Genomic DNA, 25,682 nt, shown 5'->3' with positions numbered 1-25,682 from the left:
CTTAGTTTAACGATGTTCACAAAAAAGATGCGAAGCTCTATTCCTTCAAGTAAAGATTGTAAGTGAGTTTTGATTAAAATTTTTTTATAAAAATCTCATACTTAGTTAAAAAGAGTAATTCTATTTTGATCAAACGTTTTTTCAAAATGAATTTTTTTGTTGTTAAATAAAGATTTTTGACTTCATTGCTATCAAATTTTATTCCAAACCAATATATAGTTATAGCTTTAAAATAAATTTACAAATTTGCACCCCTTTAGATATTTTATCTAAAGGGGTGTTTTTGTGTCGAAAAAGAACATCTAGAATTGGTAAGTGGATAGAACTCCATAAATTAAAGTTTTACTTTATCGACTTCACTTTTGTTTGTCTGAATTTTCCGTTATTATTTTAAGTATTCGTGAACAATTTCATTTATTACGGCAAAAAGAGACGAGAGATTTATGGACATTTCAAGGGGGTATATTGATGAAAGTGAATGAAAAAACATATTTAAGTATAGAAGAGATTATTTCATTACCAACCGTATCAAGTACAAACATAAGTGATGATGGTAAAAACGTAGCATTTGTTAAGAAGACGGCTGATTGGAAAGACAATACATATAGGAATCATGTATGGATATATGAAAAAGATAAGAAGCAGAGTTACCCATTATCAAATGGTGATATAGATAGTACACACCCATTATGGTCTCCAGATGCTAGGTGTATCGCATATCTTAGTCCAGTTGGTGATGGGAAAAATCAGATATTTGTTAAGTCACTAGATGGTTATAGAGAGGTTCAAATTACCGATGAGAAAGAAGGAGTCAGTACATTCAAATGGGGTCCTACTGGCAAGGGTCTTTATTATGTTACGCAGTCAAAAGAATGTGAGGAGATAAAGAAACGTAAGGATCTATATGGAGATTTTCAACATATAGGTAAGGAACACCAGAATAATTGTTTATATTACATTGAAATAGAGAAGGTGATACAAAGTGATACAGATGAACACAAGAACAGAGTTGTTTATCAATTAACGGATGGTAAGGATTTTCATATCCATGAATTTGATATTTCAAATGATGGTAAAAAGGTTGTATTTATGGCGACACCAAGCTCAAATATGGCAGATTATATAAATGGAGATCTATACATACTCCATATTAAAGCTGGAGAGCTACAAAAGCTGAATGTGGATAAGTTGTTGGGAGGGAGTGTTTGCTTTTCTCCTGACGGCAGTGAAATATGTTACACAGCAAGCATAAGAGAGAAGGGTTACTATAGAAACCATATACAAGATAGTACGTTAGAGATATATGATATAAATACCGGAGAGCTAATTCAACCTTTAACAGATTTTGATAGTACGGTTATGCCATTACAGTGGACAGCTAAAGGGGTTTTAATTAGGTGGCAGAATAAAACGAATTATCTTATTGGATTGCTAGCCGAAGATGGCACTGTGGAAATATTAAGCGAAAAAGTAGATGGCTTTATAATGGATGCTTCTATAACAAAGGATGGCAAACATATATCCTACAATAAGGCTATAACAAATGAAACCTTTGAAATCTATTTAGACGATAAAAAAATAACGGATGAAAATAGCTTTTTCAAAGGGAAACTTAGAAGTAACAGGGAAATCATCTCATGGAAAAGTAGCGATGGTCTTGAAGTAGAAGGTGTTTTATCAACGCCAGTAGAGTTGGACAATAATAAAAAATATCCTTTATTAGTAGTAATTCACGGCGGTCCGGCTTGGGCATCTTTTCCGATATTTTCAGACTGCTTCAATGAGAAATATCCGATTGAACAGTTTGTTGAAAAGGGCTTTATCGTTTTAGAACCAAATTACAGAGGAAGTTCAGGTTATGGTAATGAATTTTTAAAAGCTAACTATAGAAAACAGGGGATTGCTGACTACGATGATGTTATATCTGGAGTGGATGAACTAGTAGAAAAAGGGATGGTAGACAAGGATAGAGTAGGAGTTATGGGATGGAGCAACGGTGGATATGTATCAGCTTTCTGTTCTACGTTTAGTAATCGGTTTAAAGCTATTTCAGTTGGCGGTGGAATAACTAACTGGAGTACCCATTATGTAAATACAGATATACCTTACTTTATTAGAATGTATTTAGGAAATACTCCATGGAATGATCCAGAGATATATACGAAGACATCACCTATGACGTATATTAAATCAGCTTGTACGCCTACCTTAATTCAACATGGGGAAAAGGATGCAAGAATTCCAATTACAAATGCATATGATCTATATCAAGGATTAATGGATATGGAAGTTGATACAGAATTAATTATATTTAAAGGAATGGCATATAGTTCTGACCAACCAGGAGTTCATGTGGCTATTATGAAGCAGAACTTGATGTGGTTTTCACACTATATTCTTGGAGAGAGTATGGGGGGTTTTAAGACTTTGTAAGGGATGTTTGTACAAGACATAAGGTTGAAACGGTCTTCATATTGAGATGATTTATTATAAAATATATACTTAAACTACTATCAGTACATAAATTAGGGAGGACTAATATGACAGGAAATAAAAATGACTTACTAGTAGAAAAACGTGAAGAGTTATTGAAAGTATTGCAAGCTCGTTTTGAGAAAAACATGAACCGCCATGAAGGTCTTGAATGGGCTAAAGTTGAAGCGAAGCTGACTACTAATAATGAAAAAATGTGGTCACTTAACGAAATGGAAGTAACTGGTGGTGAACCGGATGTTGTTGGTTATGATGAAGAAAAGGACGAATATACTTTCTATGATTGTTCAAAGGAGAGTCCTAAAGGCCGCAGAAGTCTTTGTTATGATCTTGAAGCGTTAGAATCAAGAAAAAAACATAAACCAGAAAATAACGTTATTGATGTTGCCAATGCTATGGGCATTGAATTATTAACGGAAGAACAGTATCGGGAATTGCAACAACTTGGCGATTTTGACATGAAATCATCAAGTTGGGTACAAACACCTTCAGATATTCGAGAACTCGGTGGTGCTTTATTTTGCGATTATCGCTTTGGACATGTTTTCGTGTACCATAATGGAGCAGACTCTTACTATGCTGCCAGAGGTTTTCGTGGCTCGTTAAAAGTTTAAATTAGGAGAAATAAGAAAAAGAGCCTATATTCAGGCTCTTTTTCTTATTTATATTTTAAAAGTAAACTGTTACTATGCAGTTTTACTTAATTTATATGTTCCGTGGTTGTTTTTACGGAAAAGTTTAGGGAAAACATAGCCATCTAATCCAATACGTCCAGCGTTCTGCCCTGCAACTAAAATGAACATAGTCAAAATAAGCAGGTTTGGGTTTACACTAACGGTTCCACTTAATAAAAATGAAAGATTCATTATGATTCCGAAAAATGCAGCTGTTTTTGTTAATCCGCCTAAAATTAAACCTAGACCTACTAAAATTTCTCCCCATTGAACTAAAAAGCTAAATAGGTCTGCGTTTGGAAGGACAAAATGTTGAAGAAAATCTGCCCACCAACTTTGTACTGCAGGGTGGTCACCTGATGCTTGAGCAATAGCACCCTTTAGAAAGCCACTTGCGTCAAAAGATTGTCCGAAGACTTTGCCTATCCCAGCAGCGAGCCATGTATACCCTATGTAAAGCCGTAAAAGTAATAATATGAAAGTAGCACGTTTATCAGTTCTTAAAAAATTGATAACCATTGAAATCCCTCCAATATTGTATTTACATGTTTATTATATATATATTGTGAATAAATTCACAATAGAGGAAATGTGAACGAATATATGTTTTGAGTAATTGTTTTATTTTTTGTAACATTTCATCTTTTTTGATAGACTAATAATAGAGATATATCAAAAGGAGGCAAAGACTCAATATGTGGATGAACTTGTAATGATTAGAAACTAGATAGATGAATTTTTCTCTCATAAGCGAGGGTTTATTTAGTTATCTGTAAATCATTCAAGGAATGCATATTTGGCTTGTACATCCCTTTTATAAGGATAGGTGCCTATTTTATGTATCTGTCTTTTTTTTGGGAAAGTTTATATCTCTTATATAAAATATGCGTCCTTTAAACTTGGAGGAGTATATGATGAACCAATTAAAAAATAAAGTAGCAGTTATTACAGGGGTAAGTCGTCTAGACGGTATAGGCGCAGCAATTTGCAAAGAATTGGCTGAATCAGGATACGATATATTTTTTACGTATTGGACGGATTATGATAAAGAGATGCCATGGGGCGTTGAGAAAAATGAACAAATACAATTAGAAGAAGAGCTATTACAAAACGGTGTTAGAGTATCAAGCATGGAGTTAGATTTAACTCAGAATGATGCACCGAAAGAGCTTATAAATAAAGTTACTGAACAATTAGGGTACCCTCATATATTAATTAATAATGCAGCATATTCTACGAATAATGATTTCTCTACGTTGACTGCTGAAGAATTAGATAAGCATTATATGGTGAATATTCGTGCGACTACATTGCTCAGTAGTCAATTTGCCCGAGGATTTGATAAAAAATCTGGTGGTAGAATTGTGAATATGACTTCGGGGCAATTTCAAGGTCCTATGGTAGGAGAACTAGCGTATGCAACAACGAAGGGAGCTATTGATGCTCTTACTAGTACGTTGTCAGCAGAGGTAGCTCATTTAGGAATAACAGTGAATGCAATTAATCCAGGACCAACTGATACAGGATGGATGACTGAAGAGATAAAACAAGGGTTAAAGCCGATGTTTCCTTTTGGCAGAATTGGTGAGCCAAAGGATGCAGCTAGACTCATTAAATTTCTAGTAAGTGAAGAAGCTGAGTGGATTACTGGGCAAGTTATTCATTCAGAAGGTGGATTTAAAAGATAAAAAAGAAGGTATCTCACCTTGGTGAGATACCTTCTTTTTTTAATCTTTCTTCAACCTTCGTGCAATACCATTCCCTAAAGACTGTAATCCTTGAACGAGGATAATTAAAATAAAGACAGTTGCATACATTACTTCAGGTTCATAGCGTAAATGTCCGAAGCGATATGCTAAGTCCCCTAGCCCACCAGCGCCTACAAGACCAGCCATTGCTGTTGCGCCGATTAAGCCAATCGTTGCGATTGTTAATCCAAGTACAAGGGAGGGACGAGCTTCTTTAACCAGGACGTGCCAAATGATTTTTATAGTAGAGACTCCCATCGCTTGGTAGGCTTCAATGACACCGCGATCGACTTCTAGTAAAGCTGTCTCCATTAAACGTGCGATATAAGGGGCTGTGAAGACGACAAGCGGTACGATAACACCTTGTACGCCAATGGATGTTCCCATTAGAAACTTTGTAAAAGGCAAAATAAAGAATAATAGAATGATAAATGGAAGAGAGCGAATAATATTAATAATTGTATTAAGAATTGGGTAAATGATTTTATTTTCGTGCTGCCCACCAGGTCTTGTTAAAACAAGTGTGACACCAAGTGGTAGTGCAATAAGGATAGAGATGAATAGTGAAATAGATGTCATTTGAAATGTTTGAATGGTTGCTTCCCATATGACTTTACCCCATTCATCCAAAAAGGACTTGTTTCCCATAATCTGTTCTACCCCCTTCTACGATGATTCCTTGCTCTTGTAAAAATGATAAAGCGTGGTTGATTTCATTTTGTTCCCCTTGCATATGAATGACAAGTTTCCCGTATGCCTCATGTTTTAACTGTGTAATATTACCGGATAAAATATTTGGATACACTTGGAAACGTTTTGTAGCGATAGCTAACGCTGGTTCACCAGAAGAATTTCCTATAAATGAAAGTGTTACGATTTCTCCGGTTCTTTGTAGTTCTTTTTGTACTTCAGCTGGGATTTTTGCTGCAAATGCACTATTTACAAATTTCTTCGTTGTTACATGTTGTGGGTTTGTGAAGATCTCCTTCACAGTCCCGCTTTCAATTACTGCTCCATGTTCCATAACAGCAACTCGGTCGCATATACGTTGGATGACATTCATTTCATGTGTAATTAATAAAATTGTAATCCCGATTTCCTCATTAATCTTTAATAATAGGTCAAGAATAGAATCAGTTGTTTCTGGATCTAAAGCACTCGTTGCTTCGTCGCTTAATAACACTTCCGGTTCATGTGATAGTGCACGTGCAATGGCAACACGTTGTTTCTGGCCACCAGAAAGTTCACTCGGATAGGCATCTTTTCGATTAAAAAGATCGACAATACGTAAATACTTTTCTACCCTTTTTTCAATTTCTGCTTTTGGAATGCCAGCAAGCCGTAACGGTAATGCGATATTTTCATAAACGGTAACAGTTTTAAGTAAATTGAATCCTTGAAAGATCATTCCGATTTTTTGTCTCGCTTTTGCTAGTTCTTTTGCCGATAAAGTTGTTAAGTCTTGATTGTTTACAATGATATTTCCTGTCGTTGGTTTTTCTAATAAATTTACACAGCGGATTAATGTACTTTTACCAGCACCGCTATATCCGATGATTCCAAATACTTCGCCCTTTTTTACTTGGAGGGAAGTGGACTTAAGAGCTTCCACATTCCCCTTTTTTGTTGTAAATACTTTGGATACATTTTTTAATTCAATCATTATCGTCAGCTCCTACCAAGACGGTAAAACAGAACCATCAAATTTTTTCTCGATAAATTCTTTTACTTCTTTAGATTGATAAGCTTTCTTTAATTTATTTACAACAACATCATCTTTATTTTCAGTACGAACAACGACCCAGTTCACATAGGGTGAATCTTTTCCTTCGCGGAAAATAGAATCTTTCGCTGGACTTAATTTTGCACCTAATGCAAAGTTTGTGTTAATTGCAGCTGCTTTCACTTCACTTAGTTGCGTTGGTAATTGAGATGCCTCTAATTCGACAATCTTTAATTTTTTTGGATTTTCAATTACATCTTTTGCAGTCGCTTTTTCTGTAGCCTTTGGATCAACTTTTAAAACCCCTGCTTTTTCAAATAATTTTAAAGCTCGAAGTTCATTCGTTGGGTCATTTGGTACAGCAATTGCATCGCCCTCTTTTAAGTCTTTTACATCTTTTATATCTTTAGAATATACACCCATAGGGAATGTTACTGTTGAAAATACTTCAGCTAATTTCATATTGCGTTCAGCTTTAAATACATCTAAATATGATTTCGTTTGGTAACTATTTACATCAAGGCTTTTTTCATCTAATGATACGTTTGGCGCTACATAATCATTAAATACTTTTATATCAATTTCGAGGCCATCTTTTGCTGCAACTTCTTTTACCTTTTCAAAAATTTGTTCATGTGGTCCACCTGTTACACCGACAGTTATCTTTTTCTCGTCTAATTCTTTTACCTCTTTATCTGAACTCACACTACATGCGCCTAATAATAATACTGCTCCGCTTACAATGCTTAATAATACCTTTTTCATCTATAAATCCCCCTTCATATACGTTCCAAAATAAAAAGCACCTCCCAAAAAATAAGAGAGGTGCCGAATAGACGAAATAGATTCCTCTCTTATCTTCCAAAACGAAAACTCGTTTTGCAGGAATTAGCACCTTAGCTTATACGTCATAAGCTCGGTTGCCGGGCATCATCGGGCCAGTCCCTCCGCCACTCTTGATAAGAGTATGTGTATGTAGTTTTGAATATGGTACTAATAGTAAATCGTACAAAAAGAATTGTCAATGATATTTTCAGAATATATTTTATTTTAAGGTAATTGAAACGTTCCCCTTTTTATGTCCTTTTTCTACATATATATGAGCTTCAGCAATTTCTTCTAATCGGTAAGTTCTATCAATAACAGGCTTTAGCTTTTCTGTTTCAGCTAGTTGTTTTAGTAGGTTCATATCTTCTTTACTGACTTTTGCCATCATTCCGTTCACAGATACATATTTTCCATTAGGCATTAATGCATCTGTACAAAGAGACTTATTATATTTTCCAACTGCATCAAATATAATATCATAGTGCTCGCCCCGCTTAGTAAAATCTTCTTTCATATAATCAATTACGTTGTCTGCCCCTAAAGCTGTTACTAAATCGAAATTCGAACTACTACAAATGGCTGTGACAGTCGCCCCGAAGTATTTCGCAAGTTGTACGGCAGCTGTCCCGACTGACCCAGAGGCGCCGTATATAAGTACTCGTTGCCCTTTTTTTATCTGTCCTTTTCTAAGGAAGTGCAATGCTGAAGTTCCGCCAAAAGGAATAACGGCAGCTTCTTCATATGTCACATTGGTAGGTTTTAATGCTATTAATCCACTTTCATGCACGCATGTGTATTCGGCATAACCACCAAGGTTTAGTTCTGTTAATGCAAAAACTTGATCTCCTTTTTTAAATTGTGTTACATCTGTTCCAATGTCTTCGATTTCACCGGATAACTCTACGCCAAGTATAGGTTTTCTCGGTTTTCTGAAACCTAATATGATCCGCATAGGAATCCAAAATAAGAGGGGGCTATTAAAGCCACGTATTCTACAATCTCCAGTCGATACACTTGTTGCGTGAATTTTAACTAATACTTCATTTTTTTTAGGTTTAGGCTTTTCTATATTTTGAAGTTGGAGAACATTAGGTGGTCCATACTTTGTGCAAATAATAGCTTTCATAATGACCTCCTGAAATGAGTTGTTATTATTTACATCATATTTAAACTTTTTCTCAAACATGTTGCTATATAGGAAATAAATTTAAAGAAGAATATTACGAATTATATAGATTTCATAGGAAAAGAGATGATATTATTTTTGGGAAGGAGGGGACGTTATGAAAAAAAATATTTTAATTTCAAGTTTAGTACTTGCAGTCGGTCTAGGAGTAGGGTGTAGTAATGAGAAAGCAAAAAAGACTGATGAACCGAAAAAAGAAGCTGTGCAGAAAGAAAAGGAATTAACAGCGAAGGATGTTTTTAATAAAGCGAATGAAGCTTTTAAAAACGAAGAAAATGTAACGATGACATATGATGTGGGAATAAAGGCTGAAGGAACAGAGATGAATGTAATAAAGGCCAAAATGCAATTAGAGCCGAAGAAAAAAAATTCTCGTTCTGAAATGAATGTTTCTGGTACAGAGGTTGTTGTTTATGAAGTGGGTGGCAAAATTGCTGGTCAGTTGAAAAATCCTAATACGGGTGAAGTTATGTCTGTACCAGAGGAACAATTAAATGCTAACGGAATGAATGCGACTCAAGGAATGGTAGATAATTTAGAGATTCCATCGGAAATTTTAAATAAAGTGAAGATGGAGAAAAGTGGAGATAATTATAAGCTGAAGTTTGCATTAAAAGGGCAAGAGACAGAGAGTATGTTAGCTAGTATGGATGAAAAGCAGAAACAAATGCTACAAGGCCAAAATGCAAAGATAGAAGAAATAGATGGAGAATATATTATTACAAAAGATTTTAAATATGAATCAGCAAAGATAGATATGGTTATGAGTAGCAATGGTGAGGATAAAGCGCACATTATTACGGATGCGAAGTTTACATCGTATGATAAATTTGATCCAATACAATTGCCAGCAGCAAAGTAATCACTGTCAAGAGAGGTACCTGAAAGAACAGGTATCTCTTTTTGTTGCTAATAAGGAGAGTGTCCTTTGAAAAAAAGAAAGATAGTAGTGGTCATTGTTGCATATACGGTTTTGCTTGCAACGTCTGTACATACGTATAAAAAACAAATTGATCATCCTATTATGAGTGATGTAGGTAAATTGCTTCCGACAAAAATAAAACGTGTTGAAAGTGCTACGGAAGAGCACTCGTTAATAAAATTAGTGCGAGATGCAAAAGTTTCAGGAGAGAAAATTTCCATTGCAGGCATGCAACATAGCCAAGGAGGACAGACATATTATCCAAATGGCACGATGCTCGATATGAAAGGATATAATAAAATATTAGAATTTGATCCAGAGAAGAAGCAGATTACAGTTCAAAGTGGTGTCACGTGGAATGATATTCAGAAGAAAATAAATCCATATGGCCTTGCGGTACAGGTCATGCAGTCTCAAAATATTTTTACTGTTGGTGGTTCATTAAGTGTAAATGTACACGGGCGTGATATTCGTCATGAGGCACTAATTGATACAGTAGATTCATTTAGATTGTTAATGGCAGATGGCACGGTACGTAATGTAAGTAGAGAAGAAAATGCAGAGTTATTTCCATATGTCATTGGGGGTTACGGTTTATTTGGAGTTATTTTAGATGTGACGCTGAAGTTAACAGATGATGAATTATATGAAATGCACACGAGAATGATAGATTATAAAGAATACGTATCTTATTTCAAAGAGAAAGTGAAAAGAGATGAAAATGTTCGTATGCACTTAGCGCGTATTTCTGTTGCTCCAAATTCATTTTTAAAAGAGATGTATGTGACAGATTATACTTTGGCACAAAATCAAAATATGAGAGAAGAGTACAGTGAATTAAAGGAAGAAAATATTATAGCGGTACCGAAATTTTTACTTGGGTTATCACGTTATAGTGATTGGGGAAAGAATACGTTTTGGGATATACAAAGAGGTTATTTTGAACGTACAGATGGAAAGTATGAGACGCGTAATAATGTTATGAGATCAGATAGTGCTTTTATGGAATATGAAAATCCAAATAGGACCGAAGTGTTACAAGAATACTTTGTGCCTATAGATGCTTTCACGGAGTATATAGATGATTTACGTAACGTATTAAATGAAGAAGAGTTTAATTTACTCAACATTACGATTCGTTACGTGGAAAAGAATGAAAATGCAGTTTTGTCCTATGCGAAAGATGATATGTTTGCGCTGGTTCTTTTGATTAACCAGGGACGCTCAGAGAGTGAGATAAAGAAAACAGAGGATGTCATTCGGAAGATGATTGATGTTACTTTAAAGCATAACGGTAGTTACTATTTGCCGTACTATTCTTATCCAACGAAAGAGCAGTTAAAGAGGGCATATCCTCGTATTGAAGAATTTCTCAAGAAAAAGAAGGAAGTAGATTCAGAAGAGAGATTTGTGAATTTATTTTATAGGGAGTATACGAAATGACATATAGAAGATTTGTGGCTTCGCAAAGTATCATCATGATGGCAGGAAGTATGGTATTTCCTTTTTATATATTATTGCTTCGAAACGTTGGAAATAGCTTCTCGCAATTTGGCTGGGCGTATGGCTTATTTGCTTTAACATCAGCACTTGTATATCCACTAGTGGGAAAGATATCTGATCAAGTAGGTGATAAAAAATTATTAATCATATACGCTTGGTCCATGGCAATCTTAATGCTTTGCTTTCCGATTGCCACGGAAGTATGGCATGTATATATTCTTCAAATTGTAATGGGCATTTTAGGTGCTGTGCAGCGTAATACTGAGAAGACTTCGTTAGCACGAAAGGTTGCGCAGGAAAAGGCTGGTTATGAGATTGGAAAATACCATGTGTGGACATCCATTGGCGGAGCAGTAGCGGTTATTGCCACGGGATATTTAGTAGATTTCTTTACGATTGGTACAATTTTTTATATTGCATCTATTCTATATGTAGTGAGCGGGATTGTATTAAGTAGTAAAAAAATATAACTATTCCTATTTTCACCTTAATACCCTTTATTTGTTATACTAAAAGGGAATACAAAAGAAAAGGGGACAGTGCCTTTGATGAAATTTGTAGTTTTAGCTATTCTTACTTTGTTTTTGATTCCATGGACAAGAAGTAGTAGTAAGCTTCGAGCAGTGGATAAGAAGGGAGATAAGAAGGTTGTAAAGGGTAAGAAATCATCTATTTTAGTTATTCCTGTTTTATTTTGGATAGGTATTGCAATCTATGAATACTTTTGGCTAATTGATGATCGGGTAGACTCGATTCTTACTCATTATTCTGTTGCAGTAGCAATTTTAATTGGGCTTGTTTTATTTTCACAAGATCAAATAGGGAAATTAGAAGGTACATTAAAAGGACTTTTAATGTTTATTTTACTCGCAAGTTACGGCTACTTTGGTTATTTGCACGATATAGTAATCTCGCAAAAGAAATATGATTCTGTTGTTAAGATAGAGAAAGATATTTCAGAGCCATTTACTGAAAATGACCAGCCGTTTACAGTGCCGCCAAAGACAGCGGAGAATAAGATGAAAAAAGTATTTGGTGATATTCCGAAAGTAGCTTATTTTGAGCTAGGAGAATTAACGCCACAAATGGTAAACGGCGAAGCTTTATATGTAGCGCCGATTGAAGTTTCAGGATTTTTTAAAGCGCGTAAAGCTGAGACAATACCAGGGTATGTAACGATGTCAGGTACGAATCCTGATGCGGAAGCGAAACTGCACCTCGGTTATAAAATGAAATATGTGCCAAGCATGTTTTTTGGTAATAATTTAGAGCGTGTGGTAAGGCAAGCAGAACCAAATTTAATCTTTAAAGGAAAACCTAAATTTGAGGTTGATGATAAAGGAAAACCATATTATACAATGACGTATGGTGAATTTATTTCAGGAAGATCTGGATTTGAGGTAGAAGGTGTTGTCGTAGTAGATGCACAAACAGGTGAAGTGAAAAGATATGATAAAGGAAAGGCACCTAAATTTGTTGATGGTGTATTAAATCATGAGACTGCATCTACGTTAAATACGTACTTTGGTAAATATATTCACGGATTTTGGAATACGAAATTCTCACAAACAGATATGAAAATTCCGACTGAGTGGGGAACGAAAGAAGGCGTGACCCCGATCTTTGGTAAAGATGGAACACTGTATTATTTTACAGACTTTACTTCTCCAAAAGAAGGAGTAGATTCAGCCCTAGGATATTCATTAGTAGATGCACGCACAGGCAAGCTATATTACTATAATGGAAAAGAAGTAAAGGGGATTATGGATGGTTCAGCAGCTACAGAAGTAGTAGATAATTCCTTTAAGAGAGAGAAATGGCATGGGACAATGCCTGTCATTTATAACGTATACGGTAAACCAGCTTGGATTATTCCGGTTGTTGATGACGGAGGCCTAGTACGTGCACATACAGTTGTATATGCTGCTAATGCAAAAATATTTGCGACAGGTTCTTCGCAGAAAGAAGCGCTTGAGAATTATAAAAACGTAATGAGCGGTAATGGTGATACATTTAGACCAACATCAACAGGAAAAGAAGCGCAAAAAGAAGGTATTGTACAACGTGTATATAAAGAAAAATCAGGTGAAAATACAATCGTGTACGTACTTTTAGAGAATGAACAAAAGGTATTTATGATACCGGTGAAGAAATTCCCATATGCTATGTTTACAGAAGTAGGAGACCCAATTCAAATTACATATTTAGATACGGGAGAGATGATGTCCTCAGTATCTAAATTTACGAATAGCAATGTGAAAAAGTAAAGCGATAGAATTTCTATCGCTTTTTTTACATTATGAAAGAGGAAAATGCGCTGTACTTGACGTATGTTTATGATGTAACTATAATTGTTACGATTCAGTTTGTATAGGAAAGGGTGAATTGAAAAAGTGAATGAAGTTAATCACGAAATATATAAACCTGTAAAGGCAAACAGGTTATGGATGATTCTTGTATTAGGAACACTTACGGCGATTGGACCATTATCTATTGATATGTATTTGCCTTCATTACCGAAGTTAACGGATGATTTGCAAACAGGTGCATCCCTCGCGCAGCTTACATTAACAGCTTGTTTGCTTGGGCTGTCAGTAGGACAATTATTTGTTGGCTCAATTAGTGATATTTACGGAAGACGCAAACCTCTTATTATTGCTCTTATTATTTATGTTGCTTCTTCTTTACTTTGTGCTGTTGCGCCATCTATTTGGACATTAGTGTTATTGCGCTTCCTACAAGGAGCTTCAGGATCAGCCGGGATTGTTATATCACGTGCGATGGTACGTGATATGTATTCAGGTTCTGAAATGACGAAGTTTTTCTCACTGCTTATGTTAGTAAACGGAGCAGCACCTATTTTGGCACCGATTATTGGGGGGCAATTATTACAGTTTACAACGTGGCGCGGTGTTTTCATCGTTCTTGGAGCAATAAGTGTATTCATGTTAATCTCAGCTACTTTTGTATTGCGTGAAACATTACCTCCTGAAGAAAGAGAAACGGGTGGTTTGTCAGGGACTTTGGCGACGTACGGAAAATTGTTAAAGGACCGTCTGTTTATGGGATATGCATTGTCACAAGGATTAGTAACAGCGGCAATGTTTGCATACATTTCGGGCTCACCATTTGTGTTGCAGAACATATACGGAGCATCACCACAGCAATTTAGTTTATTCTTTGCGATTAACGGCATCGGTATTATTATTGCTAGTCAGGTAACGGGTCGTTTAGCGGGGAAAGTGAATGAGAAGACATTATTTGTTGCTGGTATTATTATCGCAGCTGTTGGTGGCCTATCTTTACTACTGACAATCGTACTAGGAATAGGTTTAATCGGTGTTTTATGTTCGTTATTCCTTGTCGTATCAAGTGTCGGGGTTGTATCAACAACTGGGTTTTCATTAGCGATGAGAAATCAGAAACAAGCTGCAGGAACAGCATCAGCTTTATTAGGCTTATTACAGTTCATTTCAGGAGCTCTTGTTGCGCCGCTAGTAGGTATCGGTGGAAGTAATACAGCATTACCGATGGGGGTTGTTATTGCGCTTTGTGAAGTAGGAGCAGTGTTATGTTATCTATTTATGGCCAGAAGAAGTGAGAAGCAGTTTGAACTGCAGCAAAAACAAAATTTAGAGGCTTAACAAAAAAGAACTGATTCAAAGGGAATGTTTGAATCAGTTCTTTTTTTCATTTCTTTGAAATACCTCATACATATTATTCATGATCGTATCATATAAAACAGCAAGTTTATCCCACACCCAGCGATTACTATCGACTTCTTTTTCCCCACAGTCGATAATATCGGTATGGTCAGTAATTTTATACGCTTTTTTAACGATAATAGGAGCAATCTTCGGTATACGTGGGATTTCCTTTAAGGTATCTGCAAAGTTTCCAATGTAGACATGACCGATGATTTCGATTGTTAATGATTTATCCGATATATTGAGCACGGTATGAAATTGATTTGTATGTTGTTGTTTTAAATATTGAGCTAACTTAAATGGAGCATGCTTCTTCTTTAATACGCGGCGAAGGCTCTCTGTATTTTCGATATGAAGTGATTTTTCGCGAATAAGGACACGAATATCTTCTCCCATAAAAGGTATTGTGTTGTACATAGATGATTCTCCTTAAAACCTTACATATGTTTGCGTTATGCATATGTAAGTCTAGCATGGTTTGTTCTTTATGTGTGCTTACAGTTTTGTAAGGTGAGTAGTAAAGCAGTGCAAAAGTTATTTGTATAAAGTGACGATACTGTGACAAACATGTTGGTATACATGTTACGATGTCGTCTTAAGTGTAAAAAGTAGGATGTTCTCGGTATAATAACAAGTGGAGATAAAAGAAACTATAATGAGTAGTAGCTGTAGATAAAAGGAGAAGAAGAGATGAAGAAGGTTTTGGGTATTGCTGTAATGGGAAGTATGATCCTTCTAGCAGGATGTAATGGAAATAAGGATACGAAAGAACCGAAAGAAAAGGTAGAGCAATCTACAGAACAAACAGAAGAAATGAAAGAATACCTTGCAGTACATGAAAAATACGATTTGAAAATGAATAAAGAAATTAATAACGCACTGCAGTTATTTGAAGTGGCAAAAGAAAAGGGCGGTAAGGAAATAACGACTGCTACATATAAAGAAGATGTGCAAAAGGTAACAACGAGCATGTTAGAAGATATTGATCATATACGAAAAGAAATTCGTGTTCCGAAGTCGAAAGAGCAAGAACATGAGGTATATGTCGGTTTCTTGAATGAATCGGAACAAGCAATGAAAAAATTACAGAAGTTAGCTAAAGAAGAAGATTCATCGTTGATTCGTGATATAGAAATTAATTTTGCAACAGCATCGACATACTATAAACGTTTTCAAGCAGAAACGAAAAAATAACCTTGCCTATGCAAGGTTATTTTTTCTTCTTGCCATCTCCATCTTCATCCTCGGATACTAATATCTTCTGTTCTTCGTGAAATTCGGAAATAGTTTGCCCGGTAATATTATCGAAAGGGGTATAAAAAGAAGTGATACTTTTCTTTTTGATGAAGAGTTTGTAGAAGCCGATGATGACAAGTATAACGATTGTTAAGGGTAATCCTATAGTAGCTAGAAGTAAGGGGTCCATCTTATAACTCCTTTCATATCTTTTTTTATTATAAGCGAAATACGATATAGATAAATAAAAGTATTAAAAACTGATTTTTCTAAATATATCCAATTTGATTGACTTTTCATTTTTTCAGAATTATAATTCGAAATATACAATTTGAACCAAATAATAATATAGCAATTTACTTATCCAGAGAGGTAGAGGGACTGGCCCTATGACACCTCAGCAGCGGGTTCTGTAATAGGAACACCGTGCTAATTCCAGCAAGCAAGTCTTGAAAGATAAGTGATGGGCCTTTGTTTATTAAGCCTTGATCTTATTTTTTTAAGATCAAGGCTTTTTGTATTCTAAAAAGAGAAAAGGGAGTAATGGAAAAAGTACGTTTATAAAACTAAGTAAATATATGTGTTTAGGGGGTTATTAGGGTGTATGTAATTAAAAAATTATCAGTTATGGTGTTCACGCTATGGGTTATTACGACGGTGACATTTCTAATTATGCATATTATTCCGGGGGATCCATTTTCATCAGATGCAAAAATCTTTCCTGAAGAAGTGATCCAAAACATGAGAGCGAAGTATCACCTTGATGAACCGTTATGGAATCAATATGTTGCTTATTTAGACGGCGTAGTTCATTTTGATTTTGGTGAATCTGTTCAATCAACCGGGCAAGGTGTATCAGAAATTATAACAACTGGTTTTGGTCCATCAGCAATTATTGGTTTACAAGCACTTATTATTTCATTGCTAGTCGGAATTGCTGCAGGTACATTTGCTGCTCTCTATCATGGGAAGGTAATTGATTACGGTGTAAGTTTACTTGCCATCCTCGGTATTTCTATTCCGAGCTTTATTTTAGCACCACTATTTATACAAGTATTGGCTATTCAATTCGAGCTCTTACCAGTAGCTTCTTGGGGTACATTTGAACATACGGTATTGCCATCCTTTGCATTAGCGTTAGGACCAATCGCAGTGATTACAAGATTTGTTCGCTCTAATATGATCGAAGTACTGCAGAGTGATTATATTAAGTTAGCGAGAGCGAAAGGTATACCGATTAAGAAGATTATTATAAGACATGCTCTTCGAAATGCAATTGTTCCGGTACTTACATTTGTTGGACCATTAATGGCGGGACTTTTAACAGGTACTTTCGTTATTGAAAAGATTTTTTCAATTCCTGGTCTCGGAAAATATTTTGTAGATAGTATTTTTAATCGAGATTATCCAGTGATTATGGGAACAACCATTTTTTATAGTGCACTTTTAATTGTATGTATTTTTATTACAGATATTATTCATCGTATTGTTGATCCACGTATTCGTTCTATTACGTAAGGAGGGGGATGTTTAGATGGGAGCTTATGAAATTAATGACCAGTTATTAACAAATGAAGAGAAGAAAGAATTAACGATAAATAAAGATCAGCAAAAGATTAGCCGAAAGAAAGAAGTGTTTCGTAAGTTTGTATCGAATCCAATCGCAGTTTTAGGATCAGTGACGTTATTACTCATTATTGTTTTCTCACTTGTTGGTGAAAGTTTAACGCCATTTACTGCGAGTGAACAAGTAAAAGAGGCAACAAACTTACCACCTAGTAGTGAGCATTGGTTCGGAACAGATGATTTGGGAAGAGATATATGGGCACGTACTTGGGCTGGCGGGAAAATTTCATTAACAGTTGGATTAGTGGCAGCTGCTCTTGATATAGGACTTGGTGTGCTAATCGGAGGATTTAGTGGATATGTGAGAGGGCGCAATCGCCTTGGGACATTAATTGATGAGTGGATTATACGAGGAATCGAAGTGTTATACGGTATCCCGTATTTATTAATTGTTATTTTACTATTAATTGTTATGAAACCAGGTCTTTTTACCATTATCATCGCCCTTGCATTAACAGGATGGATTGGTATGGCACGTCTCGTTAGGGCGCAAGTCTTATCTTTAAAACAAAGAGAGTTTGTTATTGCAGCGGAGCGATTAGGTACATCCCATATGAAAATTATATACGGGCATTTAATTCCGAACTTAACGGGCATTATTATCGTAAATTTATCATTTACAATTCCCGCAGCTATTTTCTCAGAATCATTTTTAAGCTTTATCGGACTAGGAGTGCAATCACCGGCAGCAAGCTGGGGGACGATGACGAATGATGCACTTGGGACATTATTGAGTGGAGAATGGTGGCAGCTATTCTTCCCAGCAATCATGATTGCGCTCATTATGTTCGCATTTAATGCGATTGGTGATGGTTTACAAGATGCAATTGATCCAAAAATCGTAAAACGGAATCGAAAGGAGAAAAAACATGGGACAGCTCTTATCTTTAGAAAACGTAACGTTAGCCGTTGAAAAAGAGAATAGTAACCAAGCAATTGTGAAGCATGTTTCCTTTTCTATTAGCGAAGGTGAAATAGTTGCACTTGTAGGAGAAAGTGGTTCAGGGAAAAGTGTTACAGCACAATCTATTATCGGCTTAAATCAAGAATCAATTCATATTGATGATGGAAATATATCTTTTGAATCAAAGGAATTAACGAATCTACAAGAATCAGAATGGAATCAAATTCGAGGGAAAGATATTTCGTTTATCTTTCAAGACCCACTTTCATCTTTAAATCCGACGATGAAGGTGGGAAGGCAAATTACAGAGGTGATTTTGCAACACGAAAAGAAATCGAAAAAAGAAGCAAAAGAAATTGCGATTAACTTATTAAATGATTTAGGGATACATGAAGCAGAGAAACGCTTTGAACAGTACCCACATCAATTAAGTGGAGGCATGAGGCAACGTATTTGTTTAGCAATCGCATTTGCCTGCCACCCCAAACTCGTTATTGCGGATGAACCTACGACAGCATTAGATGTAACAATTCAAAAGCAAATTATGGAGTTATTAAAGGAAAGAAAGGAAAAGAAAAATACGAGTATTTTACTAATTACGCACGATTTAGCACTTGTACGTGAAGTAGCGGATCGAGTAGTTGTGATGTATGGAGGACGTGTTGTTGAAAAAGGAACGATAGAGGAAGTGATAGGTTCCCCTAAACATCCATACACAAAAAGCTTATTACAAGCAATTCCGAATATGGATGATTCTGAAAAAGTATTACGTGCAATAGAAGGGACGACACCTTCCATTGAGACGTTAAATAGCTTTGGTTGTCCTTTTGTAAATCGTTGTCCAGTAGCGATAAAAGAATGTATTCATCGTTTCCCAGAGAGAACAACATATTCCAAGGAGCATAGTTCATATTGCTGGCAACATGTTCTGGAGCATAATAAAGCGAAATCAAAAGAGAAGGTGAATGCCTCATGACGACAGATTTAATTACTGTAAAGCAAGTAACAAAAACATATGGAAGTAAAAATAAAGAAATCGCAGCGTTAAAAGACATATCACTTTCTATCCCGAAAGGAACAACGCTTGGCATTATTGGAGAAAGTGGTTCAGGAAAAACAACACTTGGTAAGCTCATAGCTGGGATTGAGAGCCCAACGTCTGGTGAAATTGATTATAACGGTCAAGTCGTTCACAAGTTGAAGGCAACTCATAAACGTGATTTCTTACAGAAAGTACAGTTTATTTTTCAAGATTCCACAGCAGCATTAAATCCGCGCTGGAAAGTACGCGATAGCGTAACGGAAGGCTATATTTCATTTGGTTTAGGTGATAAAGGATTGAAAGATAAAGTAGCAGGTGATGCGCTAGAGCGTGTTGGGTTAGATAGACGATATATTGATCGCTATCCGCACGAATTTAGCGGAGGGCAACGTCAACGAATTGCTATTGCAAGAGCGTTATTGTGTGAGCCGGAAGTATTAATTCTTGATGAACCAATTTCGGCATTAGATGTTTCGCTTCAAATCCAAATTGTGCACTTGCTGCAAAAAATTCAAAAGGAACAAGGTTATACATATTTATTTATCGCGCACGATTTACCGATGGTTCACTATTTATGTGAAAAAGTAGCTGTCTTATACAAAGGAGAACTTGTTGAATTTGGAAATACGGACGAAGTATTCCGTAATCCACAACATTCTTATACAAAAACACTATTGGCATCAACACCAAAAATTTCAGGTTAAAGGAGAATGTAGGATGAAGAAGTTTTTACTGTTTGTCATTATGACTGTTTTAGCAATTACTTCTGTCGCTTGCGGTAAGAAAGAGACGCAAAAGGCGAGTGCTGGTAAGGGAGAAGGAGATCGATTAGTAACGAATATTGGTAGCGATCCATATACACTTGATTCCGCTATTGCGACAGATAGTACTTCAGGTTATGTAATTGGACATTTATTCTCAAGCTTATATACGCAAGATAGTGATGGAAAATATCAAAATGAATTAGCAGAGAAAGAAGAAGTAAATGCTAATGGAACTGAGTATACAATTCATTTAAAGAAAGATATTAAATGGTCAGATGGTTCTCCTATTACAGCAAATGATTTTGAATTTGCATGGAAGCGATTATTAAATCCGAAAACGGGTTCTATGAATGCGACAGAAATGTATTTTATTAAAGGGGCAGAGGCATACAATACTGGAAAAGGTGAAGAAGGACAAGTTGGTATTCAAGTTGTTGATCCTCAAACATTAAAGGTAACACTTGAGCACCCAGTGTCTTCCATTAAACAAAAATTAGCAAGCTCATTATTCATTCCATTATCAAAAAAATCAATTGATGATAATAATAAATTAAAAACAGATCCAAAAGAGTTAATTACGAACGGACCATTCACATTAAAAGAATGGAAGCATAATCAGGCTATTACGGTACAAAAAAATAAAGAATACTATGATAAAAAGGTAACATTAAAAGAAATTGAGTTTCGTATTATTCCAGATTCTAAAACAGCGTACCAATTATACAAATCAAAAGAATTAGATTTACTAAGTAGTTTACCGCAAGAAATGATTGAGAAAGAAAAAGGAAATAAAGAATATAAACGTGTTGCAGGATTTTCATCTTATATTTATTCGTTTAACGTAGAAAAAGAGCCGTTCACAAATGCGAAAGTACGTAAAGCATTCTCATTAGCAGTTGATCGTAAGTTTATTGTTGAAAAACTGTATAAAAACAATGCACAAGAAGCAAATGCATTCGTTCCAGAAGGAGCAAAAACACAAAGTGGGCGTGATTTCCGTAAAGAAAAAGGTGGTTACGTTAAATTTGATCCAGCAGAAGCGAAAAAATTATTAGAAGAAGGTATGAAAGAACAAGGCTGGTCTACATTACCTGAAGTAACATTAAAATTCACTACAGATACACAACATAAAAAAGTAGCAGAAGCAATGCAAGAAATGTTTAAGAAAAATCTTGGCGTAGATATTAAATTAGAAAATAAAGAGTGGAAGAGTTACATCGACACATATAAGCAAAGTGATTTCCAATTAGCTTATATGGGATGGGGCGGTTCTCTATTAGACCCAATTACTAAATTAGATTTATATGCAGGTGATGGTCCAAACAATTATGCAAAATGGCATAATAAAGAATTTGATGCTTTAGTGAAGAAAGCAGAAGTAGAACAAAATGAAGATAAGCGTTTTGATTTATTGCATAAAGCGGAAGATATTATGTTTACAGATTCACCATTAATTCCAATTATATTCCCGTCGGATTCCTATTTACAAAAACAAACGGTATCTGGACTTCAATATTATGTTGGATCTAAACCAGATTTAAGATATGCAAAAATAAAGAAGTAGGCAACCGCCTACTTCTTTATTTTATTTCTCTTTTATATTCTTTTTTCGTTCCATCAGAGAAGACAACTTCTAAATCGAATTTTTGATAGTCTTTATCAAGTTTGAACACGTTCACTACTTGATCGATTACTTCTTGATCAGGAGTATCTTTATCAAATTTTAATTCTTGTAGAAGTGGGCTTAATTTTGTGATAGCCTCGTCTCCTGTTAATTTTACATCTGCTTTATGATCTTCAATTTTTGCTTCCATTTTCTTGTCAGCTGCTACATTTTTATAGTCTGCTTCGTAGTCTTTCTTTGTATCTTGGTAGTCTGCCTTTAAATCGAATTCATTGAAGTTTAGTTTTAAATCTGCAGGAGCCTCATTTTTTGCTTCTTCAGTCGTCTTTTTATTAGAAGTTGTGTCTTCTTTGGCAGGAGCTTTACATCCTGTTAATGCCGGTACTAGCATAAGAGCTAATAAAACTGATAGTAGAATTCTCATTATAAATTCCTCCTTATGTAAATTCGTTCTATACAAGTTTTTCCCAAAAACATGTAATTATGTATGTGTTGAAAATAAATTATTATCCTGCAGTCACAAGGACTAATCCGCAATTTAAATCAAAAACGATTTGTATGTATATGGTAAATTGAAGTTGTGAGGGAGGGGCTAAAATGCATGAAGAATATAAAGAGATAATAAAAAAATCAATTGAATATATAGAGAATCACTTACATGAGGAGCTTACAACAGAAAGAGTGGCATCCCACAGTGCAGTATCGATGTACCATTTTCATCGCATCTTTCAAAGATATGTTGGGATGAGTGTAACAGATTATATTCGAAAGAGAAGGTTAACTCATGCTGCGCAAGTTTTAGTGTCAACGGAGAGAGCTGTTATTGATATTGCAGTGCAATACGGTTTTTCCTCACAAGAGGCATTTACGAGAGCTTTTAAAAGAATGTTTCAATTGCCACCAAAGAAATATCGAAAGTACTTTCAGTCATTTTATATAGAAAGAGAGGGTGTTTCAATGCAAAAAGGTATACCGAAAGGATGGATCTTAAGTGGAAGTCATCCTGCTGAATATGAGATGGGTTTAGATTATGAAGTTGTCCATCAAGGAAAAGTATCTGCATACATAAAAGCAAAAGAGAATGTTACGCATGGAGGATTTTCAACATTAATGCAAATGTTCCGAGCGGATAAATATGTAGGGAAGAGATTACGTTTTACAGCATTTATTAAGAGTGAAAATGTAAGAGATTGGGCAGGATTGTGGATGCGAGTAGATGGAAAAGATACAGAACCGCTCGCTATGGATAATATGCAAAATCGCCCCATTAAAAATACGAATAACTGGCAATCGTACTCGGTTGTATTAGATATAAAAGAAGAAGCACCTGGTATTGCATTTGGTGTTTTATTATCAGGAGAAGGTTGTGTGTGGCTAGATAGTATTCGATTTGATGAAGTAGATGAAAAAATCCCTTCAACAGATTTGGCAGAGAACTTTTATGAAACACTTTTAGAAGATCCGGTGAATCTACAGTTTGAAGAAGTAGAAAAATAAAAACAAGGAGAAAAGATATGCTCAAATATGTAAAACTAATAAGTATTAGTTTAGTAATATCGTCTTGTATTATGGGAATTAATTATTTAGTTAGCTATCTTTGGTCAGGGCATATACCTTCTTTGACGTGGAGAACATATTTGATGTTTGTGTTTATATTTATGATGAGTTTTGGTTCAATGCAAAAAGAAGGAAAAGAGGATTATTGACAATAGTCTTTTTCGCCTTTCTTTCATTAACACAAATGGTTGTAACTGTGCCACATGAAATGCTTTCTAAAACATATCAAACAATTAGTGAATTATTTCCTGCAACATATGCAGCGAATGGCTATTATACAATAATATTTGGAGGAGTTAGTTTAGAGAGAAATATTATTTCATTATTAGTTATTGTATTGGTTACACAATCAGTAGCAGTGATGACTTTAGCTATAAAAGGAATGGTAAAGGGAAGAAGAAGCTCTGTAGTTAAAGAAGTATAAAATAAAAAGGTATCCTCGGTGGGATACCTTTTTATTAGCACTTATTATTTTGTAACTTCTGTCCACTTGTAGTTAAACTCACCACCGAAGTCAGTTGTTACAAGTCCTTTAATGAAAGAGCGTTGTAAGTAAGAACGGCCTTGTTGGTATAAAGGAGCGACAGCGCCGTCTTGTAATAGAATTTTTTCAGCTTGCTTCATTGCTTCAAAGCGTGCTTTTTCATCGCCAGCTAAATCTGTTTTCACTTTATGAATTAGCTCATCGTACTCTTTGTTAGAGTATTTATCGAAGTTATAAGCACTATCTGTTGTAAATAAATCTAAGAATGTAATTGGATCAGCGAAGTCAGGGCCCCAGCCGTCAATACCAATTTCATAGTCACCACTTAATAGTAGTTTTAGCTGTTGTTTACGTGGTTGTGGTTTTAAATTCACTGTTAATCCATCTAGGTTCTTTTCTAATTCACCTTTTAAATATTCACCAGTCTTTTTAGCTAAAGCATTGTCACTTGTTAATAGTTCGATTGTTACTTTGTCAGTACCAAGTTCTTGTTTTGCTTTTTTCCAGTTTTCTTTAGCTGTTTTCACATCATCCTTGACTAGATTTCCATTTTCTTTACGGAAGTCATTGCCTTCTGGGCTCTTTGCAAATTTCGCAGGAACCATTCCTTCAGCTGGAACAGCGCCGTTATTTAAGATTGTTTCTACGTAAGCTTTTTTATTCATTGCGCCGTTAATAGCAAGGCGTGCATGTTGATTTTTTAATGTTTCATTTTTCTGATTTAATCGTAAGAATTGAATACCGACTTCAGCGCGTTCTTTGAAGTTTGGATCGCTCTTATATTTATCAACAAACTCTGCAGTTAAAGCAACACGATCAATTTGTCCTGAATCATATAAGTTCACTTCTGTAGACTTATCTTTAACGACATTGAAGTTGATTTCTTCTAATTTTACAGTTTTAGCATCCCAATAGTTAGGATTTTTCTTCAATTGGAAGCTTTGTTCATGTTTCCAGTTATCTAATGTGAAAGCACCGTTATAAATTAAATGATTTGTTTCTAAACCATATTTATCGCCTTGAGACTTTAAGTACTCTTCATTAATTGGTAAGAATGTTGAGAATGTAGTTAAGCTTAAGAAGTAGGGAACAGGACGGTCTAGTTGTACTTCTAACGTTTTATCATCAACAGCTTTGACCCCTAGTTGATCAATTGGCAATTGTTTTTGGTTTATTTGTTTCGCATTCTTTATATCGAAGAATAAGAATGCGTATTCAGCTGCTGTATCAGGATTTACGGCACGTTGCCAAGCGAAGGCAAAGTCCTTTGCTGTAACAGGAGTACCGTTTGACCATTTTGAATCACGGAGATGGAATGTATATTTTGTTTTATCGGGACTAATGTCAACCGACTCAGCGACACCAGGAACCGGTTTATTATCTTCTCCCATTGCATATAGCCCTTCAAAAACATTACGCATTACGTTCATGGATTCCCCATCCGTTGCTTTTGCAACATCCATTGTTGGAATTTCTGAAGCGAATGATAAGTTAATTGCCTGTTTATCAGGTGCTTTATCGTTTGCTTTCGCTCCGCTTGCATTATCTTTATTTCCCCCGCAAGCAGTTAGTAATAGACTTGCCCCTAAAACAGATGCAACAACAGGTACAACTTTTTTCTTCATTGTTCGTTCCTCCCTAAATGTGTTGTTCGTAACGTC

The 25,682-nt window shown here is 35.4% G+C and carries 26 protein-coding genes and 2 riboswitches; of the genes, 17 read left to right on the top strand and 9 right to left on the bottom strand.

Translation table 11 applies throughout. From position 1 onward, the window contains the following. The first annotated feature begins 468 nt into the window (after nt 1-468). Nucleotides 469-2,433 carry a S9 family peptidase gene (locus BLT20_RS25890; protein ID WP_000867230.1) on the top strand — a complete coding sequence of 655 codons (1,965 nt, stop codon included), beginning with the start codon at nt 469-471 and terminating at the stop codon, nt 2,431-2,433. 107 nt (nt 2,434-2,540) lie between these two features. Further along, nucleotides 2,541-3,107 carry a DUF4256 domain-containing protein gene (locus tag BLT20_RS25885; protein ID WP_000147394.1) on the top strand — a complete coding sequence of 189 codons (567 nt, stop codon included), beginning with the start codon at nt 2,541-2,543 and terminating at the stop codon, nt 3,105-3,107. Nucleotides 3,108-3,179: 72 nt separating this feature from the next. On the opposite strand, the gene BLT20_RS25880 is transcribed toward BLT20_RS25885, so the two are convergent. Next, nucleotides 3,180-3,686 carry a DoxX family membrane protein gene (locus BLT20_RS25880; protein WP_000236367.1) on the bottom strand — a complete coding sequence of 169 codons (507 nt, stop codon included), beginning with the start codon at nt 3,684-3,686 and terminating at the stop codon, nt 3,180-3,182. Between the two features lie 392 nt (nt 3,687-4,078). Here BLT20_RS25880 and BLT20_RS25875 point away from each other — a divergent pair, with 392 nt between their 5' ends. Then, nucleotides 4,079-4,855, top strand: a complete 777-nt coding sequence (locus BLT20_RS25875) for an SDR family oxidoreductase (RefSeq protein WP_033684235.1) — start codon at nt 4,079-4,081, stop codon at nt 4,853-4,855. Between the two features lie 39 nt (nt 4,856-4,894). Here BLT20_RS25875 and BLT20_RS25870 read toward each other — a convergent pair whose 3' ends face one another. The 4 genes from BLT20_RS25870 to BLT20_RS25855 all read right to left on the bottom strand — a co-directional run bounded on the left by BLT20_RS25870 (nt 4,895) and on the right by BLT20_RS25855 (nt 8,592). Then, the gene (locus tag BLT20_RS25870; RefSeq protein ID WP_000527135.1) at nt 4,895-5,563 is read right to left on the bottom strand and encodes a methionine ABC transporter permease; all 669 of its coding nucleotides are present in this window, start codon (nt 5,561-5,563) and stop codon (nt 4,895-4,897) included. Then, complete coding sequence (locus BLT20_RS25865; RefSeq protein ID WP_000571363.1) at nt 5,538-6,578, bottom strand: methionine ABC transporter ATP-binding protein; 1,041 nt, start codon at nt 6,576-6,578, stop codon at nt 5,538-5,540. Before BLT20_RS25865 ends, BLT20_RS25870 begins: the two co-directional genes overlap by 26 nt. A 12-nt stretch (nt 6,579-6,590) precedes the next feature. Beyond that, nucleotides 6,591-7,403, bottom strand: a complete 813-nt coding sequence (locus BLT20_RS25860) for a MetQ/NlpA family ABC transporter substrate-binding protein (protein WP_000756995.1) — start codon at nt 7,401-7,403, stop codon at nt 6,591-6,593. A gap of 86 nt (nt 7,404-7,489) precedes the next feature. Beyond that, a riboswitch (SAM riboswitch) is annotated at nt 7,490-7,604 on the bottom strand. Nucleotides 7,605-7,683: 79 nt separating this feature from the next. Next, nucleotides 7,684-8,592: an NAD(P)-dependent alcohol dehydrogenase gene (locus tag BLT20_RS25855; protein WP_000643856.1), complete on the bottom strand. Its 909-nt coding sequence runs from the start codon at nt 8,590-8,592 to the stop codon at nt 7,684-7,686. A gap of 157 nt (nt 8,593-8,749) precedes the next feature. Between BLT20_RS25855 and BLT20_RS25850 the strand changes: the two genes are divergently transcribed. The 5 genes from BLT20_RS25850 (at nt 8,750) to BLT20_RS25830 (ending at nt 14,721) form a co-directional block, all read left to right on the top strand. Next, the gene (locus tag BLT20_RS25850) at nt 8,750-9,514 is read left to right on the top strand and encodes a DUF6612 family protein (RefSeq protein ID WP_000739372.1); all 765 of its coding nucleotides are present in this window, start codon (nt 8,750-8,752) and stop codon (nt 9,512-9,514) included. Nucleotides 9,515-9,580: 66 nt separating this feature from the next. Beyond that, the gene (locus tag BLT20_RS25845) at nt 9,581-11,017 is read left to right on the top strand and encodes an FAD-binding oxidoreductase (protein WP_000746311.1); all 1,437 of its coding nucleotides are present in this window, start codon (nt 9,581-9,583) and stop codon (nt 11,015-11,017) included. Then, on the top strand, nt 11,014-11,547 hold the full coding sequence (locus tag BLT20_RS25840) for an MFS transporter (protein WP_000222361.1): 534 nt from the start codon (nt 11,014-11,016) through the stop codon (nt 11,545-11,547). Before BLT20_RS25845 ends, BLT20_RS25840 begins: the two co-directional genes overlap by 4 nt. A 78-nt stretch (nt 11,548-11,625) precedes the next feature. Then, nucleotides 11,626-13,344 (top strand): DUF3981 domain-containing protein, encoded by a 1,719-nt coding sequence (locus tag BLT20_RS25835; protein ID WP_000674040.1) that lies wholly within the window; start codon nt 11,626-11,628, stop codon nt 13,342-13,344. A gap of 117 nt (nt 13,345-13,461) precedes the next feature. Further along, nucleotides 13,462-14,721, top strand: coding sequence for a multidrug effflux MFS transporter (locus BLT20_RS25830; protein WP_224200803.1), 1,260 nt, complete (start codon nt 13,462-13,464; stop codon nt 14,719-14,721). 33 nt (nt 14,722-14,754) lie between these two features. Here BLT20_RS25830 and BLT20_RS25825 read toward each other — a convergent pair whose 3' ends face one another. Then, nucleotides 14,755-15,201: a hypothetical protein gene (locus BLT20_RS25825; protein ID WP_000282860.1), complete on the bottom strand. Its 447-nt coding sequence runs from the start codon at nt 15,199-15,201 to the stop codon at nt 14,755-14,757. A gap of 273 nt (nt 15,202-15,474) precedes the next feature. Here BLT20_RS25825 and BLT20_RS25820 point away from each other — a divergent pair, with 273 nt between their 5' ends. Continuing rightward, a complete protein-coding gene (locus BLT20_RS25820) occupies nt 15,475-15,978 on the top strand; it encodes a hypothetical protein (RefSeq protein ID WP_000756525.1) in 504 nt (167 codons plus the stop codon). A gap of 16 nt (nt 15,979-15,994) precedes the next feature. On the opposite strand, the gene BLT20_RS25815 is transcribed toward BLT20_RS25820, so the two are convergent. Then, nucleotides 15,995-16,210 (bottom strand): DUF3951 domain-containing protein, encoded by a 216-nt coding sequence (locus tag BLT20_RS25815; protein WP_000371388.1) that lies wholly within the window; start codon nt 16,208-16,210, stop codon nt 15,995-15,997. 167 nt (nt 16,211-16,377) lie between these two features. Beyond that, a riboswitch (SAM riboswitch) is annotated at nt 16,378-16,483 on the top strand. Nucleotides 16,484-16,620: 137 nt separating this feature from the next. Between BLT20_RS25815 and BLT20_RS25810 the strand changes: the two genes are divergently transcribed. The 5 genes from BLT20_RS25810 to BLT20_RS25790 are packed head-to-tail and all read left to right on the top strand — an operon-like array spanning nt 16,621 to nt 21,920. Beyond that, nucleotides 16,621-17,538: an ABC transporter permease gene (locus tag BLT20_RS25810; protein WP_000289313.1), complete on the top strand. Its 918-nt coding sequence runs from the start codon at nt 16,621-16,623 to the stop codon at nt 17,536-17,538. A gap of 16 nt (nt 17,539-17,554) precedes the next feature. Beyond that, a complete protein-coding gene (locus BLT20_RS25805) occupies nt 17,555-18,559 on the top strand; it encodes an ABC transporter permease (RefSeq protein WP_000501525.1) in 1,005 nt (334 codons plus the stop codon). Continuing rightward, complete coding sequence (locus BLT20_RS25800; protein ID WP_000531263.1) at nt 18,516-19,526, top strand: ABC transporter ATP-binding protein; 1,011 nt, start codon at nt 18,516-18,518, stop codon at nt 19,524-19,526. The genes BLT20_RS25805 and BLT20_RS25800 overlap by 44 nt, the downstream gene beginning before the upstream one ends. Beyond that, nucleotides 19,523-20,296, top strand: a complete 774-nt coding sequence (locus tag BLT20_RS25795; protein ID WP_000205673.1) for an ABC transporter ATP-binding protein — start codon at nt 19,523-19,525, stop codon at nt 20,294-20,296. The genes BLT20_RS25800 and BLT20_RS25795 overlap by 4 nt, the downstream gene beginning before the upstream one ends. A 13-nt stretch (nt 20,297-20,309) precedes the next feature. Then, a complete protein-coding gene (locus BLT20_RS25790; RefSeq protein ID WP_000714117.1) occupies nt 20,310-21,920 on the top strand; it encodes a peptide ABC transporter substrate-binding protein in 1,611 nt (536 codons plus the stop codon). A 16-nt stretch (nt 21,921-21,936) separates the two neighbouring features. On the opposite strand, the gene BLT20_RS25785 is transcribed toward BLT20_RS25790, so the two are convergent. Then, nucleotides 21,937-22,404: a YusW family protein gene (locus tag BLT20_RS25785; protein ID WP_001221552.1), complete on the bottom strand. Its 468-nt coding sequence runs from the start codon at nt 22,402-22,404 to the stop codon at nt 21,937-21,939. Nucleotides 22,405-22,577: 173 nt separating this feature from the next. On the opposite strand from BLT20_RS25785, the gene BLT20_RS25780 reads away from it, so the two are divergent. Genes BLT20_RS25780 through BLT20_RS25770 form a run of 3 tightly spaced genes read left to right on the top strand, consistent with a single transcriptional unit; the run spans nt 22,578 to nt 23,961 of the window. Continuing rightward, nucleotides 22,578-23,477, top strand: a complete 900-nt coding sequence (locus BLT20_RS25780) for a helix-turn-helix transcriptional regulator (RefSeq protein ID WP_073340070.1) — start codon at nt 22,578-22,580, stop codon at nt 23,475-23,477. Nucleotides 23,478-23,494: 17 nt separating this feature from the next. Then, a complete protein-coding gene (locus BLT20_RS25775) occupies nt 23,495-23,686 on the top strand; it encodes a hypothetical protein (RefSeq protein WP_000922547.1) in 192 nt (63 codons plus the stop codon). Further along, nucleotides 23,683-23,961, top strand: coding sequence for a hypothetical protein (locus BLT20_RS25770; protein WP_000156944.1), 279 nt, complete (start codon nt 23,683-23,685; stop codon nt 23,959-23,961). Before BLT20_RS25775 ends, BLT20_RS25770 begins: the two co-directional genes overlap by 4 nt. Before the next feature lie 44 nt (nt 23,962-24,005). Here the strand turns inward: BLT20_RS25770 and BLT20_RS25765 are convergent, their stop codons facing one another. Further along, complete coding sequence (locus BLT20_RS25765) at nt 24,006-25,646, bottom strand: peptide ABC transporter substrate-binding protein (protein WP_000731086.1); 1,641 nt, start codon at nt 25,644-25,646, stop codon at nt 24,006-24,008. Nucleotides 25,647-25,682 lie beyond the last annotated feature (36 nt).

The sequence above is a fragment of the Bacillus sp. cl96 genome, assembly GCF_900100505.1.
GTDB lineage: Bacteria > Bacillota > Bacilli > Bacillales > Bacillaceae_G > Bacillus_A > Bacillus_A cereus.
The sequence above is the reverse complement of the archived record's forward strand: the minus strand, read 5'-3'. Positions and strand labels throughout refer to the sequence as shown.

Bases quoted from the DNA above. Each gene is read 5' to 3' on its own strand.
- BLT20_RS25890 (WP_000867230.1), top strand. From the start codon at position 469: ATGAAAGTGAATGAAAAAACATATTTAAGTATAGAAGAGATTATTTCA.
- BLT20_RS25885 (WP_000147394.1), top strand. From the start codon at position 2,541: ATGACAGGAAATAAAAATGACTTACTAGTAGAAAAACGTGAAGAGTTA.
- BLT20_RS25880 (WP_000236367.1), bottom strand. From the start codon at position 3,686: ATGGTTATCAATTTTTTAAGAACTGATAAACGTGCTACTTTCATATTA.
- BLT20_RS25875 (WP_033684235.1), top strand. From the start codon at position 4,079: ATGATGAACCAATTAAAAAATAAAGTAGCAGTTATTACAGGGGTAAGT.
- BLT20_RS25870 (WP_000527135.1), bottom strand. From the start codon at position 5,563: ATGGGAAACAAGTCCTTTTTGGATGAATGGGGTAAAGTCATATGGGAA.
- BLT20_RS25865 (WP_000571363.1), bottom strand. From the start codon at position 6,578: ATGATTGAATTAAAAAATGTATCCAAAGTATTTACAACAAAAAAGGGG.
- BLT20_RS25860 (WP_000756995.1), bottom strand. From the start codon at position 7,403: ATGAAAAAGGTATTATTAAGCATTGTAAGCGGAGCAGTATTATTATTA.
- BLT20_RS25855 (WP_000643856.1), bottom strand. From the start codon at position 8,592: ATGAAAGCTATTATTTGCACAAAGTATGGACCACCTAATGTTCTCCAA.
- BLT20_RS25850 (WP_000739372.1), top strand. From the start codon at position 8,750: ATGAAAAAAAATATTTTAATTTCAAGTTTAGTACTTGCAGTCGGTCTA.
- BLT20_RS25840 (WP_000222361.1), top strand. From the start codon at position 11,014: ATGACATATAGAAGATTTGTGGCTTCGCAAAGTATCATCATGATGGCA.
- BLT20_RS25835 (WP_000674040.1), top strand. From the start codon at position 11,626: ATGAAATTTGTAGTTTTAGCTATTCTTACTTTGTTTTTGATTCCATGG.
- BLT20_RS25825 (WP_000282860.1), bottom strand. From the start codon at position 15,201: ATGTACAACACAATACCTTTTATGGGAGAAGATATTCGTGTCCTTATT.
- BLT20_RS25820 (WP_000756525.1), top strand. From the start codon at position 15,475: ATGAAGAAGGTTTTGGGTATTGCTGTAATGGGAAGTATGATCCTTCTA.
- BLT20_RS25815 (WP_000371388.1), bottom strand. From the start codon at position 16,210: ATGGACCCCTTACTTCTAGCTACTATAGGATTACCCTTAACAATCGTT.
- BLT20_RS25805 (WP_000501525.1), top strand. From the start codon at position 17,555: ATGGGAGCTTATGAAATTAATGACCAGTTATTAACAAATGAAGAGAAG.
- BLT20_RS25800 (WP_000531263.1), top strand. From the start codon at position 18,516: ATGGGACAGCTCTTATCTTTAGAAAACGTAACGTTAGCCGTTGAAAAA.
- BLT20_RS25795 (WP_000205673.1), top strand. From the start codon at position 19,523: ATGACGACAGATTTAATTACTGTAAAGCAAGTAACAAAAACATATGGA.
- BLT20_RS25790 (WP_000714117.1), top strand. From the start codon at position 20,310: ATGAAGAAGTTTTTACTGTTTGTCATTATGACTGTTTTAGCAATTACT.
- BLT20_RS25785 (WP_001221552.1), bottom strand. From the start codon at position 22,404: ATGAGAATTCTACTATCAGTTTTATTAGCTCTTATGCTAGTACCGGCA.
- BLT20_RS25780 (WP_073340070.1), top strand. From the start codon at position 22,578: ATGCATGAAGAATATAAAGAGATAATAAAAAAATCAATTGAATATATA.
- BLT20_RS25775 (WP_000922547.1), top strand. From the start codon at position 23,495: ATGCTCAAATATGTAAAACTAATAAGTATTAGTTTAGTAATATCGTCT.
- BLT20_RS25765 (WP_000731086.1), bottom strand. From the start codon at position 25,646: ATGAAGAAAAAAGTTGTACCTGTTGTTGCATCTGTTTTAGGGGCAAGT.